This is a genomic window from Streptomyces sp. NPDC033131 (genome assembly GCF_055578365.1).
The window spans coordinates 1-14,643 of the sequence record NZ_JBVIPA010000012.1 but is presented as its reverse complement, the minus strand read 5'-3'; the positions used below and the strand labels follow the sequence as shown (position 1 = coordinate 14,643).

The window sequence follows — 14,643 nt, the reverse complement described above, 5'->3', positions numbered from 1 at the left end:
CCAGGAGCGGCTTATGAGCGCTGTGACCCCCGCTGGAGGCGACACCGCGGCGGACCGTTCCTGGCCCGAGGTACTGGGCGCACTGCTCGGCGGGCAGGACCTGAGCGCCACGGACACGGCGTGGGCGATGGACCGCTTCATGAGCGGCGAGGCCACGGACGCGCAGATCGCGGGCTTCATGGTGGCGCTGCGGGCCAAGGGCGAGACGGTCGAGGAGATCAACGGCCTCGTCGAGGCGATGTACTCGCACGCGCAGCCGCTGCACATCCCGGGTCCGGCCGTCGACATCGTCGGTACCGGCGGAGACCGGGCCAAGACGGTCAACATCTCGACGATGTCCGCCATCGTGATCGCGGGCACCGGGGCGAAGGTCGTCAAGCACGGCAACCGGGCGTCGTCCTCGGCGAGCGGCTCGTCCGACGTGCTGGAGAAGCTCGGCATCAACCTGGACCTGTCGCCCGAGGGCGTGGCGCGCGTGGTGGAGGAGGCCGGGATCACCTTCTGCTTCGCGGCCAAGTTCCACCCCTCGATGCGGTTCGTCGGCGCGGTCCGGCGGGACCTGGGCATCCCGACCTCGTTCAACCTGCTCGGTCCGCTGACCAACCCCGCCAAGGTCACCGCCTCGGCGATCGGCTGCTTCGACACCCGGATGGCGGGGCTCATCGCCGGCGTACTGGCCGAGCGCGGCTCCTCCGCGCTGGTGTTCCGCGGTGACGACGGCCTCGACGAGCTGACGACCACGGCCACCTCCCGGGTGTGGATCGTCGCTGACGGCAAGGTCACCGAGGAGGCCTTCGACCCGCGGGACGTCGGCCTCGAACTGGTGCCGGTGGAGGCGCTGCGCGGCGCGGACTCCTCGTACAACGCGGAGGTCGCACGACGGCTGCTGGACGGCGAGGCGGGCCCGGTGCGGGACGCCGTGCTCCTGAACTCGGCCGCGGCGCTGGTGGCCCTGGAGCCCACCGGAGCGCCGCTGGCCGTGCAGCTGCGCGCCGGGATGGACAAGGCGGCGGCGGCGATCGACTCCGGCGCGGCCAAGCGGACGCTGGAGCGCTGGGTGGCGGCCAGCAACGCGTAGCGCCCCTGGGGCGATGATGTGGTGATGTCCCGCGATCCGGACTCGGGTTGCGGGACCACGATCGCTTCGCGTACGTTTCTGAACCAGGTCATGAGTGACAGTCATGAGGCCCCGGCCGACTGTCCGGCAACCCTCCGTCCGTGGCGGGGTGCCCCGGGTGAAGACCAGGTCGTAGGCAGCAAGGCCTGCGGCAAGCGCGGACCCCTCGTCGCTCTGCAACGAGCGCAGTACCAGGGGTCCTGGTCGTCGAGGGAGCTTTCCGTGAGCAAGCGAATGCGATAGGGCCGCAGAGCCCCACCTCCGCATCCCCCCTTTTCCCTTCACCCGCGCTCGAGCACCGTCCGCTCGCGTGGTGATGTCGCCTGCCTCTCACGGGAGTTCGCCATGTCTGTCCCCACCGCTGCCGCCGCCCGGTCCGTCTGCGCCCCGCTGCCCGTTCTCGGCCGGGACGTCACCGTCCCGCTCGTCACCGGCGGCGAGGTCACCTACGCCGCGCTCGACTACGCGGCCAGCGCGCCGGCCCTGCAGCGGGTCTGGGACGACGTGGCGGCGTACGCGCCCTACTACGGCAGCGTCCACCGCGGCGCCGGCTACCTCTCCCAGCTGTCCACCGACCTCTTCGAGAGCGCCCGCGAGACGGTCGCCGAGTTCCTCGACTGCCGGGCCGAGGACCAGGTGGTCTTCACCCGGTCCACCACAGACTCCCTGAACCTCCTGGCCGCCGCGCTCCCGGCCGACTGCCAGGTCTTCGTCTTCGAGACCGAGCACCACGCCTCGCTGCTGCCCTGGCAGAACGCCCGCGTCAGCTACCTCGACGCCCCGCGCACCCCGCTTCAGGCGGTGGCGACCCTGGAGCGCGCCCTCGCCGACCGTGACCCGGGCCCGGCGCTGGTCTGCGTGACCGGCGCCTCCAACGTCACCGGCGAGCTGTGGCCGGTACGGGAGCTGGCCGCCGCCGCGCACGCGCACGGTGCCCGGATCGTCCTGGACGCCGCCCAGTTGGCCCCGCACCACCCGGTGTCGCTGCGGGACCTCGACGTCGACTGGGTCGCCTTCTCCGGGCACAAGCTGTACGCGCCCTTCGGCACCGGCGTGCTGGCCGGCCGGGCCGACTGGCTGCGCGCGGCGGAGCCGTACCTCGCGGGCGGCGGCGCCAGCCGCAAGGTCACGCGTCGCAGGGACGGGGGAGTGGACGTGGAGTGGCACGAGAGCGCCGCCCGGCACGAGGCCGGTTCCCCGAACGTCATCGGCGCCTACTCCGTGGCCTCCGCCTGCAAGGCCCTCACGGAGGCCGGCTTCGACACGCTGGTCGCCCGCGAGCAGTACCTGATCGGCACGGTCCGCGCGGGCCTCGCCGAGGTGCCCGAGGTCAGGGTCCTCTCCCTGTTCGGCGACGACGCCCCGCGGGTCGGCGTGATCTCCTTCGTCGTCGAGGGCTGGAACAGCTCCCACTTCGCCGCCGCGCTCTCCGCCGAGTACGGCATCGGCGTCCGCGACGGCCTGTTCTGCGCCCACCCGCTGGTCCGCACCCTGCTCGGCAGCGACCCGCAGACGCAGGGCGAGTGCGGCGCCCCCGAGGCCGCGCCCGGCGAGAAGTCCCTCAACGCCATCCGGGTGAGCTTCGGCGCGGGCACCCCCGACGAGCACGTGGAGCGGTTCGTGAACGCGGTGAAGGAACTCGTCCGGGACGGCGCGAAGTGGAACTACCGCACCGAGGACGGGCGCTGCGTCCCGGCGGTCTGAGGGACTGACGTCCGGCAGCACGTATACGCTCCCTCTCGGCAGCCGTACGACGTAGGGGGAGCACGGGGTGCAGGAGCTGCGCGAGACGGATCCTCGGGTCATCGGCCCCTACGAGGTTCTGGGCAGGCTCGGGTCCGGCGGCATGGGCGAGGTGTATCTCGCCGAGGCGCGGCGCGGGCCGCGGCTGGCCGTGAAGGTGGTGCGGGCCGAGCAGGCGGAGGACCGCACCTTCCGGGCACGGTTCCGGCACGAGGTGCGGGCCGCGCAGACCGTCGGCGGGGCGGGGACGTACACCGCGCGGGTCGTGGACGCGGACACCGAGGCCCCACGGCCGTGGATGGCCACCGAGTTCGTCGACGGGCCGAACCTGCGGGACGCGGTGCTCGACGGCGGCCCCCTGACGGGCGACGCGGTACGGCTGCTGGCGGCCGCGCTCGCCGAGGCGCTCGCCGCGATCCACGCCAAGGCGCTGGTGCACCGGGACCTCAAGCCGTCCAACATCCTGCTGGCTCAGGACGGTCCCCGGGTGATCGACTTCGGGATCGTCCGGGCCCTGGAAGGGACGGCGCTGACCCGGACCGGGGTGGTCGTCGGTTCGGTCGGCTACGTCTCGCCCGAGCAGATCCGCAACGGTGCCCAGGTGGGGCCGGCCAGTGACGTGTTCTCGCTGGGCGCGGTGCTCGCCTACGCGTCCGGCGGTGAGGAGCCGTTCGGCGAGGGGCAGGATTCGGTCGTCCTGCTGCGGATCCTGACCGGGGACGTCGACCTGTCGGCCGTACCGAAGGACCATCTGCCGCTGGTGGAGGCGTGTCTGCGGGACGATCCGGGCGCCCGGCCGACGCCCGCGGACGTGGTCGCGGCGACCGGGCACACCGCGCGTTCGCTGCGCGAGGGCCTGCGGCCGGGGTGGTACGCGGCCGGTGCCCCCGCAGGGGCCGAGTCCGTCGGGGGCGGTGAGCGCTGGATCCCGGAGCACGGGTCGGGGGAGCGGGAGAGCCGGGTCGAGTACGTGGCGCCCGTGACGGTCAGGGACTTACCGGCGGTCGCCAAGGCACCGCCGCGGCCGCCCTCGCGGCGACGGCTGCTGGGGGCGCTGACCGGTGGCGCGGGGGTGGTGGCGGCCGGGGGCCTCGGCGGATGGCTGCTGCTGCGGGACTCGTCGGACGGCAGGCAAGGGGCCGCGGGCGGATCCTCCGCGACGGGAACGCCTCTCGTGGGCTGGCAGTACAAGGTCGCGGGACTGGGCGGAAGACACGGGCCCTGTGCCTCGCTGTCGCCCGACGGCAGGCGGGTGTACGTCGGCGGCTCGGACGGCTCCCTGCACGCGGTGGACCTGAACGGCCTGAGTGTCTGGCACACCGCACTGGGCGGCGAGGTCATGTCCCCGCTGGCCACTGCCCACGGCGTGTACTGCCTGCTCTTCGACGGGCAGGAGGGCGCGTCCAAGCTGTGCGCGCTCGGCCGGGACGGCACCGTGCGCTGGACCCGGCCGGTCGCCTCGAACGGCCAGGTCCCGGTGGCCGCGGGCGGACTGGTTCTGGTTTCCTACGCCTCTTCGTCGGACGAGGGCGGGGTGCGGGCGTACGCGCCCGACGGCAGCGTGCGCTGGAGCACACCGACAGGGGCGGCGCCCACCGGCGAACCCATGGTGGCGGACTCAGTGGTGTACGTCGGCACCTTCGGGGACGAGATGCAGGCCCTGGACGCGAAGACCGGGAAGCGGCTGTGGGCGACGAGGGTGGGAGCGGACACCGGGCGACCCACGCTGGTCGGAGACACGCTGCTGGTCGGGTCGGGAGGTGAGCAGTCGCTGCACGGTGTCAGCAGGTCCGGAAAGACCTTGTGGCACAAGGCCGACGAGATGCTGTACGGCAGCCGCTACCTCAGCTGTGTCGCCTTCGGCGGTCTCGGCGTCACCGCGACCGACTACGAACTCGTCGCGCTGAACCCGGCCGACGGGTCCCGGGCGTGGACCTTCCGGTTCACCGACGAGGGGATCCAGTACAGCGATCCGGCCGTCGCGGGGGACACGCTCTACGCGCGCCAGGGCGCGACGCTCTACGGCTTCGACCGCCAGGGCAGGCGGACCTGGCGGAAGCGGGTGGAGGGGGGAGCGTCCGTCGGCACCCAGAGCCCGGTCGTCCGCGACGGACGCGTCTACGCCGCGACCGCCGACGGAATCACCGTCCTCGCGCTCAAGAAGCCCTAGCTGTCCAGGCCGATCGCGAACGCCGCCTCCAGGTCGTGCTGGGAGTACGTCCGGAACGCCACGTGGGTGTCCGTTCCCTCCACGCCGGGGATCTTGCTGATCCGGCCGGGGATGACCTCCGCCAGGTCCTCGTGCCGCTTCACTCGGACCATGGCGATCAGGTCGTACGTCCCGGTCACGGAGAAGACCTCGCTGACGTTCTCCAGCGCCGCGATCGACTCGGCGATCTCGGGGATCCGGTCCACGCTGGTCTTGATCAGGACGATCGCGGTGATCACGGCTGGTTCTCTCCCTCGGGGGCCGGAGCTGGGGCGGGCTTCACTCTAGTCCCACGCCCGAAGCGCACCCACGCGAAGGCGAGGCCCAGGCCGAAGCCCACCAGATGGGCCAGGTAGGCCACACCGGGGCCCTGGCCGGCCCGGCCCGCGGCCAGCCACTGGAGGGCCGCCCAGAAGGGGAGGACGACCCAGGCGGGGAAGCGCAGGGGGAGGAAGAAGAGGAACGGCAGGAGACTGGTGACGCGGGCTCGGGGGAACAGGTACAGGAACGCGCCGAGGACCGCCGAGATCGCCCCGGACGCACCGACCAGGGACTGCTCGGAGTCCGCGTTCGCGGCCGCGTAGCCCAGCAGGGCCAGGTAGCCGCAGCCCAGGTAGAAGAGGGTGAACTGGACGCGGCCCATCCGTTCCTCGGTCAGCACGCCGAAGACGTAGAGGAAGAGCATGTTGCCCAGCAGGTGGACCCAGCTGCCGTGCACGAAGAGGGCGGTCGCGGGGGTGAGCGCGGCCCGCCCCGACCCCTCGAACAGTTCGGCGGGGATGACACCCCAGCGGTGGAAGTAGGTGCGCTGCGCGGCGAGCAGCGCGTCGCCCGAGCCGTACGTCGGATTGAACCCCGATGCCGGGCCGACCAGGAAGAGAAGACCGCACCCGGCGATCAGCCCGTACGTCACCGGTGCCGACGGCCACCGGACCGCCCCGACCGCTCTGCCGACCGTCCCGCTCCTGTTGCTGATCATGGACACAGAGCATGACGTAAGGGGACCGAACGACACAGACCGCCTCGCCGCCGTGGACGGCGGAGCGGTGAGTACCCGCCAGGCCGTAGGGTAACGAGCCACACGCACCGGGGTGCCCGGCGCGTCACGGACACTAGAAGGAACAAGAAGGAAGGCGAACAGCCACGATGACGGTTCCCCTGCCGACTGCCTCGACGCGGTGGCGCTGCACCCTCTGCGGCAACCTCACCCGCTTCGACGTGACCCGCTCGTCGAAGGTGGTCGAGTACGTCCACCTCGACCTGGCCGGTGAGCCGAAGGTCGAGGAGCGCGACGTGGTCAGTGAGACCATCGAGTCGGTGCGCTGCCGCTGGTGCAACGCCGTGGATCAGGTGGAACTCGTGGACAGGCCGGGCGCCGGCTCCTGAGGGAGCGGGCCCCGCACAGGCGATGGGGTGAGGATGGTGGAGACCGCAGGCGGGGGGCCGGGCGACGGCGCCGCTGAGGTGCTCGACCGTCCGCTGCCCGACGGCGTGCGCCGCAGGGTCGTACAGATCGTCTCGGACGGGTTCGGCGGGCTGACCGTCGGTGAACTGCCCGCTCAGCTACGACAGTACGCCCGGTTCGCGCCCAACAGGCGGGCCAAGTTCGCCGGCAACGCCATGGCGGCCGCCCTGGAGACCGATCCACTGTTCCGGCAGCGCATCGGGGAGAAGTTCAGAGAGGCGCAGCCGGAGCTCTCCGGCGCCCTCGACTCCGGCTCGCCGCCCCCGGCCGCGGACCCGCTCGACGTGGCGGCCGCGGCCTACGTACTGCGGCCCACCGACTGGGTGAAGCTCGTGACCGCGGCCGGCGAGGAGGCCCAGCGGGCCGATGCCGAGCGCGCCGACGAGGAGAGCCGGGCCGAACTGGAGCGGCTGCGCGAGGAGCTCGACCGGGCCCGTGAGCACACCCGCACCGAGACCGAGCGGCTGCGCACCGAGCTGGACTCGGCCAAGAAGGAAGCGGATTCTCTGCACCGCAAGTTGCGCGCCGCCCTCAGCGACGTCAAGCGCGGCGAGGCGGCCCTGCGCAAATTGAACGCCGAGATGGAGACCGTACGCACGGAGGGGCACGCCCAGCTGTCCGCCGCCGAGAGCGAGTCCCGGCGGCTCAAGGCACGGCTCGGCGAGGCGGAGGCGGCCCTGGAGGCCACCCGCAAGGCGGCCCGCGAGGGCCGCAGTGTCGAGGACATGCGGGTACGGCTGCTGCTCGACACCCTGCTCGACGCGACCCAGGGACTGCGCCGGGAACTCGCCTTGCCGCCGGTCTCCGTGCGGCCGGCCGAGACCGTGGACGCGGTCGAACCGGGACGTATGACTCCCAAGGACATCGCGGCGCGGGCGTTGTCCGAGAACGACCCCGCGATCCTCGACCAGCTCCTCGCTCTGCCGCAGGCCCATCTGGTGGTCGACGGCTACAACGTCACCAAGACCGGCTATCCCCAAATGCCCCTGGAGAAGCAGCGGTTGAGGCTCCTCGGCCAGCTCTCGCAGCTCGCCGCGCAGACCGGCGCGGAGGTGACGTGTGTCTTCGACGGGGCCGAACTGGCCGCGCCGGTGCTGCTGGCGCCGCCGCGCGGGGTCCGGGTGCTCTTCTCCAAGGCGGGCGTCACCGCCGACGAGTTGATCCGCCAGCTGGTGCGCGCCGAGCCGCCGGGCCGTCCGCTCATCGTCGCCTCGACCGACCGCGAGGTCGCCGACGGGGTGGCCCGGGCGGGGGCGCGCCCGATCGCTTCCGCGATGCTTCTCAAGCGATTGTCCTGAAGGTCAACCTCCGGGCCCTATGCCCGAATTGACGGAACTGTCACGCGACGTAGCGTCGAGCAGACATCACTGCATGTGAGTAGAGTGTAAAGAATGCAGGGTGAGACGAGATTTTCCTCGTGAGGATTTGAACTGATCACAAGAAGGTCACTAGGGTCTGGCCTCGAACCTCCGAGCGGGTGATCACTCAAAAGAAGGAGTTCACCTCCGTGGCGTCCCACCGTCGACCCAAGCAGCCGAGCCGTGCACGCGTGACCGTGCTGACCACCGCAGCCGCCGCTGCCGTCGCCCTGAGCTCGCAGGCCGCGAATGCCGCGCCGAGCGAGAAGCCCAGCAAGGACGAGGTCAAGGCCAAGGTCGACAAGCTCTACGAAGAGGCCGAGCAGGCCACCGAGAAGCTCAACGGGGCCACGGAGAAGCAGGAGAAGCTCCAGAAGGAGATCTCCACGATCCAGGACAACGTCGCCCGCGGCCAGGAAGAGCTCAACGGGCTGCGCGACTCCATAGGCCTGGCGGCCGCAGCCCAGTACCGCACGGGCTCGATCGACTCCTCGGTCCAGCTGTTCCTCTCCTCGGACCCGGACGACTACCTGGACAAGGCGTCGACCATGGACCAGCTGAGCGGTCAGCAGGTCGAGGCGCTGAAGAAGATCCAGGAGAAGCAGCGCGAGCTCGCCCAGGACCGCTCCGAGGCCTCCGAGAAGCTCCAGGACCTCGCGAGCACCCGCACCGAACTGGGCAAGAAGAAGAAGGAAGTCCAGAGCAAGCTCGCCTCGGCGCAGAAGCTCCTCAACACGCTGACGGCCGCCGAGAAGGCCGCCCTCGCCGCCGAGGACGCCCGCGCCAGCCGCGACGCCGGCGAGCGCGTGGACCTCGGTGACGCCCCCGCCGGCTCCGGCCGGGCGATGGCCGCCTTCCAGGCCGCCCAGACCCAGATCGGCAAGCCGTACGTCTACGGCGCCACCGGCACCGCCTCCTACGACTGCTCGGGCCTGACCTCCTGGGCCTACGCCCAGGCCGGCGTCGGCATCCCGCGCACCTCGCAGGCCCAGGCCAGCGCCGGTACGCGCATCTTCTCGCAGAGCCAGCTCAAGGTCGGCGACCTCGTCATCTTCTACGGCGACCTCCACCACGTCGGTCTCTACGCGGGCAACGGCCAGGTGCTGCACGCCCCGCGCACCGGCACGGTCGTCCGCTACGAGTCGATCAACAACATGCCGTTCCAGTTCGGCGTCCGGATCTGAGGACCGGCAGACGGATCTGATCGTCTTCGGGACGGATCCGGCCACCACCAAGATCGGGACACCGCACCGCCCGTTCGGGCGAATCACGGCAACATGAACTGACCTCGCGCCCCGCCCATGACCTGCGTCTTGGGCGGGGCGTCACTTTGTGTGCCCACGAAGGTCGTTGGTGGGACCCCCTGCCCGGGGCTACTGTCTGCCGCGTTTCCCTGTCCGCCAGCGGAAGGAGTGCGGCTTCCCGTGGGGTCCCATCGCCGCCATGCACCGTCCGGGTTCGACCGGGGCGCCAGTGCAGCGCTCTGTGTCATGTCAGCCGTCGCCGCGGCCATCGGCGTCCTGCCGGCCACGTCGGCCGTCGCCGCGCCGCACGACGACACCCGTGCGGAGGTGGACCGCCTCTACGAGGAGGCGGAGCAGGCGACCGAGGCCTACAACAAGGCCGACGAGCGCGCCGACGACCTCCGTGAGGAGGTCGGCACCGCACAGGACGGCATCGCCCGGCAGCAGGAGCGCATCAACCGCATGCGGGAGGCGCTGGGTTCACTCGCCGGCGCCCAGTACCGCTCCGGCGGCCTCGACCCCTCCCTCGCGCTGCTGTTCTCCGACGACCCGGACGACTACCTCGACAAGGCCTCCGCCCTCGACCGGATCACCACGCACCATGCGGGCGAGCTCAAGAACCTCCAGGAGGCCATGCGCGTGCTCACCCAGGACCGCTCCGAGGCGGCGAGCAAGCTCGGCGAACTGGAGCAGAGCCGCAAGGCCGTCGCCTCCCACAAGCGGACCATCGAGAAGAAGCTCGCGAAGGCGCGCGCTCTCGTCAACGCCCTGCCGTCCGGCGAGCGCGACGCCTACGACCGGTCCTCCCGCTCCTCCCGCTCCGACATGCCCGACCTCGGCGGTGTCGTCCCGCCGTCCGCCCGTGCGGCCGCCGCGATCGACGCCGCCCGCTCCGCGCTCGGCAAGCCGTACGTGTGGGGCGCCAACGGCCCCTCGGGCTTCGACTGTTCGGGCCTGATGCAGTGGTCGTACGCGCAGGCCGGTGTCTCCCTGCCGCGCACCTCGCAGGGCCAGCGCTACGCGGGCCGTCAGGTCCCGCTCTCCCAGGCCCAGCCCGGCGACCTGGTCACCTACCGGTCGGACGCCAGCCATGTGGCGATGTACATGGGCAACGGCCAGGTGATCCACGCGCCTTATCCCGGGGCGCCCGTGCGCTACGACCCGGTGGGCATGATCCCGGGTGCGACCGTCACCAGGGTCTGACCAAGGGCCCGCGGGTCACCGTACGATCGGGAACGTGGCTGGTCGAGGGCGGGCGTCGGGACGCGGAGTCGTCACGCTGTGTCTGTTGTTGCTCGTCGGCCTCGTGGGCTGCGGGGGGAAACCCGCCACCGATCGTGCGCAGGCCGACGTGCAGCGGGTCCTGGACCGGCGGGCGAGGGCGGTTCTGGACCGCGACCGGGCGGCGTTCGTGCGGACGGGCGCGCAGAGCTGGTTCACGAACCTCACCGCGGTGCCGCTCGCCGACTGGTCCTACCGCGTCACCGCCGTGCACCGCAGGGGCGGTTCCGCCACCGCGGACGCCGAGCTGCGGTACCGCGTCCAGGGCTACGACCGGGCCCCCGTCACCGTCGGCCGCACCCTCACCCTGAGCCTGGACGCGGGCGGACAGTGGTACGTGGACGCCGAGCAGCCCGCGAAGAAGTCCGCCCAGCAACTGTGGGACCAGGGCGAGGTCCTGGCCGTACGGGGTGAGCACAGCCTGGTCCTCGGGGTCGGGCAGTCCGGCGAGCAACTGCACTCCTACGCCGACCTGGCGGACCGCGCGGTGCCGGCCGTGTCGGACGCGTGGGGCACCGGCTGGTCCCGGCAGGTCGTCGTGCTCGTGCCGAAGTCGCTTCAGGGCATGGCGGGGCTGCTGGGCTCACCCGCCTCCTCCTACCGCGGGATCGCGGCGGTCACCACCGGCGAGACGGGCGCTCCGGCGCAGGCGCCCGCGGACCGGATCATCGTCAACCCCGACGCGTACGGCGTCCTAGGCGTCGTCGGCAAGCAGGTCGTGCTCACCCACGAGACGACCCATGTCGCCACCCGCTCCGACACCACTCCCGCGACGCCCCTGTGGCTGTCCGAGGGGTACGCCGACTGGGTCGGTTACCGCGGCAGCGGGCGGACGCCGGTCCAGGCCGCGCCCGAGCTGTGGGACGCCGTGACCGAGGGCAGGCCGCCGGCCGCGCTGCCGACCGACCGGGACTTCGGCTTCAGCGGCGACGCGGCCGGGCTCGCACGGGCCTACGAGGGCGGCTGGATGGCCTGCCGGATGATCGCCGAGCGCTGGGGCGAGGCGCGGCTGAAGGAGTTCTACAAGGCCGTGGGCGGGCACGAGAAGCGGGCGGGGGCGGTCGAGGACGCGATGAAGGAAGTCCTCGACACGACACCGGGGGAGTTCACCGGGCAGTGGCGGCAGTATCTGCGGGATCAGCTGGGCTGATCGAGCTGTGCGAGGCTCCTTGAGCCAGGCAGCTCGCGGGCGTCTCCGGGAGCTCCGGACGGCGACGCAGCGCCGCGGCCTGCTCCGCCGGTCGGGCAGGTGCCGTGGGAACGCCAGGAGCGTGTGGAAGCGCACCTGGGCCGTGATCTCCGCCTGCCCGGGGTGCCGCCCCTGCGTGGGGTGCCGCGGCCGCTCCAGCAGATCGTCGCGTCCGGTGCCGGCCGGGGACGGCATCCGGCGGGGGGCCGCGCTGATGCCCGGCTTGGTGTCGGTCGAGTGTGCTCACCGTGACCAGGCGGGTGATCGCCGGGTGGAGGGCGCCGTCGCCGACCGGGCGGACAGGGCCGCTGAGGGCGGCGCAGCGGTGCTGTCGCTGAGGGGCCGGGGTCACGAGGAGGCGGACGTCTCCTTGGGACGGGCGGTGTGATCGTCGAGGGCCTCGGCCGGGACGGGCTTCGGCACCGTCGAGCGCCACAGCCGGCGGGCGGCGATGACGGCGGCGAGCACCAGCAGGCCGTTGCGGACGACCAGCAGGGTGATACCGAGCGGGGTGCTCGTGACCACGTCCGCGAAGCGGAACGGGAACTCCAGGACCGTCATGAAGCACGCCACCAGCACCAGGCTCGCCGGCACGCCCATCCGGCCGGCGCGGAAGCACAGGCAGACGGCCGCGACGCCGACCAGCCACACCATGTACTGCGGGCTGATGACCCGGCTGGTCACGGTGAACATCAGCACCCCCACGAACGCCGCGTCGGCCGCCGTGTGCGCCTCGAACCGGGTCGCCACCAGCCGCCACAGCAGCAGCCAGCCGAAGGTCATGCCGGTCAGGGCCAGCGCGGCCGTGCTCACCACGTTCACCCACGGGCCGAGGAACTCGACCGAGCCGTAGTTGAGCAGCACCTGGCCGTCCCAGCCGTAGTGCCGGGCCACGTGGAAGACCAGGGCGCCCAGGGACTCGACCTCGGTGCCCCGGTCGCGCTGGAAGGTCAGGAAGGCGAAGGCGCCGGGCATTGTGACGGCGAACAGCGCGGCGAGCAGGGCGACGGCCGCCACCGCCGACGTCCAGGCGCTGCGCCCCCGGACGCCCAGGAGCAGCAGCGCAGGCCACACCTTCAACATCGCCGCGAAGCCCGCGAGGGCGCCCATCAGCCGGGGGTGCCGGGCGCCCGCGAGCAGGGCGGCGACCGCGACCGCGGTGACCATCACGTCGTAGCGGGCGTAGACGGTGGGGCCGAGCAGCGGTACGCCGATCACCCACACCCAGGCACCACGCAGCCACCTGCCCGGACGCACGCCCGCGTACAGCAGCAGTGACAGGGCGACCAGGTCGGCGAGGAAGGCGAGGACGAAGAAGGCGGACGCGTAGTCGAGGAAGGGGAGCAGGCCGGGGGAGAGGATCGCGAGGGCCGCGGCGGGCGGGTACTGCCACGTGACGTCGTCCAGCGGAAACGTTCCGGTGCGCAGCACCTCGAACCAGCCCTGGTAGATGACGGAGACGTCACTGGTGACGTCCGGGCCCGGGAAGACGTACACCTTGAAGACGAAGAGCAGCAGCAACAGCCTGGTCAGACCCCAGGTCGCCAGCAGCCACGGCAGAGACCGCCTTGTGCCCGTCGTCTCCACGTGATCCCCTGCTCGTTCGATTTCCCGCCGTGAGGGGAACATGATGTCGTCCCCTCCTGTGAGCGTGCCACAAGGTGGCCGCGGACGGCTGTGAGCAGCCGGTTCGGTAGGGTCTGCGGCGATGCACAAGACCCTGATCGTCACGAACGACTTCCCGCCGCGGCCGGGCGGCATCCAGGCGTTCCTGCACAACATGGCCCTCCGGCTCGACCCCGAGCGGCTCGTCGTCCACGCCTCCACCTGGAAGCGCGGCAGGGAGGGCGCCGAGGCGAGTGCCGCCTTCGACGCCGAGCAGCCCTTCACCGTCGTACGGGACTCCACGACGATGCTGCTGCCGACGCCCGCGGCGACCCGGCGGGCCGTCGGTCTGCTGCGCGAGCACGGGTGTACCTCGGTGTGGTTCGGGGCGGCGGCGCCGCTCGGGCTGATGGCGCCGGCGCTGCGGAAGGCGGGCGCCGAGCGGCTGGTGGCCACGACCCACGGGCACGAGGCCGGGTGGGCCCAGCTGCCCGCCGCGCGGCAGCTCCTGCGCCGGATCGGGGAGTCCACGGACACCATCACCTACCTCGGCGAGTACACGCGCTCGCGGATCGCCGCCGCGCTGACGCCGGCCGCGGCCGAGCGGATGGTGCAGCTGCCGCCCGGGGTCGACGAGAAGACCTTCCACCCCGCCTCGGGCGGTGCCGAGGTCCGGGCCCGGCTCGGGCTGACCGAGCGGCCGGTGATCGTGTGCGTCTCGCGGCTCGTGCCGCGCAAGGGGCAGGACACGCTGATCCTCGCCATGCCCCGGATCCTGGCCGCCGAGCCGGACGCCGTGCTGCTGATCGTGGGCGGCGGGCCCTACGAGAAGGAGCTGCGCAGGCTCGCGCGGGAGACCCGGGTCGCCGGCTCGGTCCGCTTCACCGGCGCGGTGCCCTGGGCCGAGCTGCCCGCGCACTACGGCGCCGGTGACGTGTTCGCGATGCCGTGCCGGACCCGGCGGGGCGGACTCGACGTCGAGGGGCTCGGGATCGTCTACCTGGAGGCCTCCGCGACCGGGCTGCCCGTCGTCGCCGGTGACTCCGGCGGCGCCCCGGACGCCGTCCTCGACGGCGAGACCGGCTGGGTCGTGCGCGGCGGCTCCACCGAGGAGGCCGCCGAGCGGATCCTCGTCCTCCTCCAGGACGCCGAGCTGCGCCGCCGGATGGGGGAGCGGGGGCGGGCGTGGGTCGAGGAGAGGTGGCGGTGGGACCTGCTGGCGGAGAAGCTGAGGACGTTGCTCTAGTGTCCTGCGCCAGTAGTTGATCGTTAGTTGTGGTGTGACTTCTGCTGCTGGTGCGTCAGTTCCTCGTCGGGGCCCGAAGCTGGAGCCGTTGCTGCTGTCCGCGGATGAGCGGGCAGTGTTGGAACGGTGGACGCGTCGGGCGACATCGGCCCAGGCCCTGGCCCTGCGTGCGCGGGTTGTGCTGGC

At 72.1% G+C, this 14,643-nt stretch carries 12 protein-coding genes and 1 riboswitch; of the genes, 9 read left to right on the top strand and 3 right to left on the bottom strand.

Annotated features, from left to right (window positions below):
- Positions 1 to 13 precede the first annotated feature (13 nt).
- The 3 genes from trpD (at position 14) to ACZ5XS_RS17285 (ending at position 5,030) form a co-directional block, all read left to right on the top strand.
- Positions 14 to 1,078, top strand: coding sequence for an anthranilate phosphoribosyltransferase (gene trpD, locus ACZ5XS_RS17295; RefSeq protein WP_468652094.1), 1,065 nt, complete (start codon positions 14 to 16; stop codon positions 1,076 to 1,078).
- A gap of 86 nt (positions 1,079 to 1,164) precedes the next feature.
- Positions 1,165 to 1,281, top strand: a riboswitch (SAM riboswitch).
- 181 nt (positions 1,282 to 1,462) lie between these two features.
- Positions 1,463 to 2,821 carry an aminotransferase class V-fold PLP-dependent enzyme gene (locus ACZ5XS_RS17290; protein WP_468652092.1) on the top strand — a complete coding sequence of 453 codons (1,359 nt, stop codon included), beginning with the start codon at positions 1,463 to 1,465 and terminating at the stop codon, positions 2,819 to 2,821.
- Between the two features lie 67 nt (positions 2,822 to 2,888).
- Entirely contained in the window at positions 2,889 to 5,030 is a 2,142-nt protein-coding gene (locus ACZ5XS_RS17285; protein WP_468652090.1) for a protein kinase domain-containing protein, read from the top strand.
- Here the strand turns inward: ACZ5XS_RS17285 and ACZ5XS_RS17280 are convergent.
- Positions 5,027 to 5,308: an Lrp/AsnC family transcriptional regulator gene (locus ACZ5XS_RS17280; RefSeq protein WP_217237187.1), complete on the bottom strand. Its 282-nt coding sequence runs from the start codon at positions 5,306 to 5,308 to the stop codon at positions 5,027 to 5,029. The two genes, ACZ5XS_RS17285 and ACZ5XS_RS17280, sit on opposite strands and share 4 nt — an antisense overlap.
- Positions 5,305 to 6,048 carry a rhomboid family intramembrane serine protease gene (locus ACZ5XS_RS17275; protein WP_468652087.1) on the bottom strand — a complete coding sequence of 248 codons (744 nt, stop codon included), beginning with the start codon at positions 6,046 to 6,048 and terminating at the stop codon, positions 5,305 to 5,307. The genes ACZ5XS_RS17280 and ACZ5XS_RS17275 overlap by 4 nt, the downstream gene beginning before the upstream one ends.
- 167 nt (positions 6,049 to 6,215) lie before the next feature.
- On the opposite strand from ACZ5XS_RS17275, the gene ACZ5XS_RS17270 reads away from it, so the two are divergent.
- The 5 genes from ACZ5XS_RS17270 (at position 6,216) to ACZ5XS_RS17250 (ending at position 11,567) form a co-directional block, all read left to right on the top strand.
- Entirely contained in the window at positions 6,216 to 6,455 is a 240-nt protein-coding gene (locus ACZ5XS_RS17270) for a hypothetical protein (protein ID WP_030039328.1), read from the top strand.
- A gap of 33 nt (positions 6,456 to 6,488) precedes the next feature.
- Complete coding sequence (locus tag ACZ5XS_RS17265) at positions 6,489 to 7,832, top strand: NYN domain-containing protein (RefSeq protein WP_468652086.1); 1,344 nt, start codon at positions 6,489 to 6,491, stop codon at positions 7,830 to 7,832.
- Positions 7,833 to 8,041: 209 nt separating this feature from the next.
- On the top strand, positions 8,042 to 9,076 hold the full coding sequence (locus ACZ5XS_RS17260) for a C40 family peptidase (protein ID WP_468652085.1): 1,035 nt from the start codon (positions 8,042 to 8,044) through the stop codon (positions 9,074 to 9,076).
- 240 nt (positions 9,077 to 9,316) lie between these two features.
- Positions 9,317 to 10,339 (top strand): C40 family peptidase, encoded by a 1,023-nt coding sequence (locus tag ACZ5XS_RS17255; protein WP_468652084.1) that lies wholly within the window; start codon positions 9,317 to 9,319, stop codon positions 10,337 to 10,339.
- 34 nt (positions 10,340 to 10,373) lie between these two features.
- Positions 10,374 to 11,567 (top strand): hypothetical protein, encoded by a 1,194-nt coding sequence (locus ACZ5XS_RS17250; protein ID WP_468652083.1) that lies wholly within the window; start codon positions 10,374 to 10,376, stop codon positions 11,565 to 11,567.
- Positions 11,568 to 11,954: 387 nt separating this feature from the next.
- Here ACZ5XS_RS17250 and ACZ5XS_RS17245 read toward each other — a convergent pair whose 3' ends face one another.
- Positions 11,955 to 13,193, bottom strand: coding sequence for a glycosyltransferase 87 family protein (locus ACZ5XS_RS17245; protein WP_468652081.1), 1,239 nt, complete (start codon positions 13,191 to 13,193; stop codon positions 11,955 to 11,957).
- A 121-nt stretch (positions 13,194 to 13,314) separates the two neighbouring features.
- Between ACZ5XS_RS17245 and ACZ5XS_RS17240 the strand changes: the two genes are divergently transcribed.
- The gene (locus ACZ5XS_RS17240) at positions 13,315 to 14,457 is read left to right on the top strand and encodes a glycosyltransferase family 4 protein (protein ID WP_468652079.1); all 1,143 of its coding nucleotides are present in this window, start codon (positions 13,315 to 13,317) and stop codon (positions 14,455 to 14,457) included.
- Positions 14,458 to 14,643 lie beyond the last annotated feature (186 nt).

Bases quoted from the DNA above. Each gene is read 5' to 3' on its own strand.
- trpD (WP_468652094.1), top strand. From the start codon at position 14: ATGAGCGCTGTGACCCCCGCTGGAGGCGACACCGCGGCGGACCGTTCC.
- ACZ5XS_RS17290 (WP_468652092.1), top strand. From the start codon at position 1,463: ATGTCTGTCCCCACCGCTGCCGCCGCCCGGTCCGTCTGCGCCCCGCTG.
- ACZ5XS_RS17275 (WP_468652087.1), bottom strand. From the start codon at position 6,048: ATGATCAGCAACAGGAGCGGGACGGTCGGCAGAGCGGTCGGGGCGGTC.
- ACZ5XS_RS17270 (WP_030039328.1), top strand. From the start codon at position 6,216: ATGACGGTTCCCCTGCCGACTGCCTCGACGCGGTGGCGCTGCACCCTC.
- ACZ5XS_RS17265 (WP_468652086.1), top strand. From the start codon at position 6,489: ATGGTGGAGACCGCAGGCGGGGGGCCGGGCGACGGCGCCGCTGAGGTG.
- ACZ5XS_RS17240 (WP_468652079.1), top strand. From the start codon at position 13,315: ATGCACAAGACCCTGATCGTCACGAACGACTTCCCGCCGCGGCCGGGC.